We start from the raw sequence: 1,936 nt of genomic DNA on the forward strand, positions 1-1,936 counted from the left end.
CCCTTTTTTACCTAACTCAGATGAAGGGCGCTGTCAATCATTGTGATCCAGATGTCCACTTTCCATCACTTTGCTCCTTTGTGATTTTCCTTCCTCATCCCAGAAACCATCGCTGTATTAAGGCTTGGGTTTTTGCACCAGATAAAACTCCATAGCTCACACCACCCTAAACGACGGGAAAAACTATACTTTCAATTATACTTTTTGGTCAAAAAAGAGTCATTTTGCAATTTCATTTCATATTAATTGTGATTAAGGGAGGTAAACTCACCTTTTAAAACCTGGGAAACAGGTTTTAACAAGTGCTGTCAAAAAATATTCTGTTTCATTGAGGAGAAAATATATATGCCCATTGACGATATTAGTCAGACTTTGTTTCCTCATCACGGGCTAAATTCCACCCATCTCTCCTCCGTAGACACTTTTCAAATCCACAATGATTATAGCTTGAGCCTCAGGGGTCGGAGTAGTTTTAATTCACCCGATAATCCTGATAATATTAATACAACTTCCCTCCAGACCACTAACTATAATTTTAATTCTGGCTATGGCTTGATTAATGCCGCAGCCGCAGTAGCAAGAGCTGCTGGTGAAAATACTTTTGCTGATGTTCCTCCTGTGGGTGGTAATAATTGGGGAGCAGATTTAGTCAGAGCACCGGCGGCCTGGCCCAGGGCTACACAGGTAATGGTGTAGTTGTTGCTGTGTTAGATACCGGCGTTGACTATAATCACCCAGATTTAAAGGATAAGATTTGGACTAATCCCAATGAAATTCCTGGTAATGGCATCGATGACGATAATAATGGCTATATTGATGATGCCCAAGGTTGGAATTTTGTTGACAATACCAACAGTACCATCGATGTTAATGGTCATGGTACTCATGTGGCTGGAACCATTGCTGGAGCAAATAATGGCTTTGGGGTAACTGGTATTGCCTATGATGCTAAAATCATGTCGATTAAAGTTCTCAATGAACAGGGATCAGGCAGCAGTAATACCGTTGCTGATGGTATTTACTATGCTGTGAATAATGGTGCTGATATAATTAATCTCAGTCTCGGTAGTAATTTCCCTAACAGCACATTGGAAACTGCAATTCAATATGCCAGTAGTCAAGGTGTTGTGGTTGTCATGGCAGCGGGTAATAATAGTTACCCATTTCCCGGCTATCCCGCTCGCTATGCCAACAACTGCGGATTGGCTGTGGGAGCAGTTGACAGGAACAGTCAGATGGCTAACTTCTCTAACAGGGCTGGGCTGAATTCTTTTCCCTATGTGACGGCTCCAGGAGTGGGTATTTATTCCTCCCTCCCTGGTAATGAGTATGGTACATATAGTGGTACATCCATGGCCGCTCCTCACGTTGCTGGTGTAGTTGCCTTAATGCTCAGTGCTAATCCTAACTTAACTAATGGCGAAATCCGAGAAATCATTATAGAAACCGCTGGAAATAGTACACCAATACCAGATGCTAACAGGTGGAACATCACCCCTGTAGTTTCACCGGACTATGGCAGAGATGGCGGCAATATTATATTAGCTACTGCTATAAATCTGGAAATAAAAGTAACAGATTTTATCAGTGAAAATGCACCAACTTCTAACCCCCCTCCCATTTCTTTCTTTATCAGCCCTATGAATCCTGGGAAACTAGCGGAATTAGGGTATTACCATAGGGCGATCGCAGGACTTAGCGGCATAAATGATGGCATAAATGATAATATCTTCAATGCCGATGATATTGATCAAAATAGGGTAGATTTTACCAAAATCCGGAAACTTTTCAGTCAATTGCAGCTAGGCATAGATATTTTACGCAGATTTCTCCCCATTATTCGCCGATAACAGGAATTACAGCACATTACAGTCAGGGACACAGGGGCGGGTAAGATACCCACCCCACAAAAATTATATCCTTCATCAGGTTATCA

Annotated in this window: 1 pseudogene; it reads left to right on the forward strand. The window is 41.9% G+C overall.

The features are described from left to right. Positions 1–345 precede the first annotated feature (345 nt). Positions 346–1,850 (forward strand): annotated as a pseudogene (locus tag AC6IZ0_RS10205) (S8 family peptidase). Positions 1,851–1,936: the final 86 nt, after the last annotated feature.

The sequence above is a fragment of the Anabaenopsis sp. NIES-4685 genome (assembly GCF_059725405.1).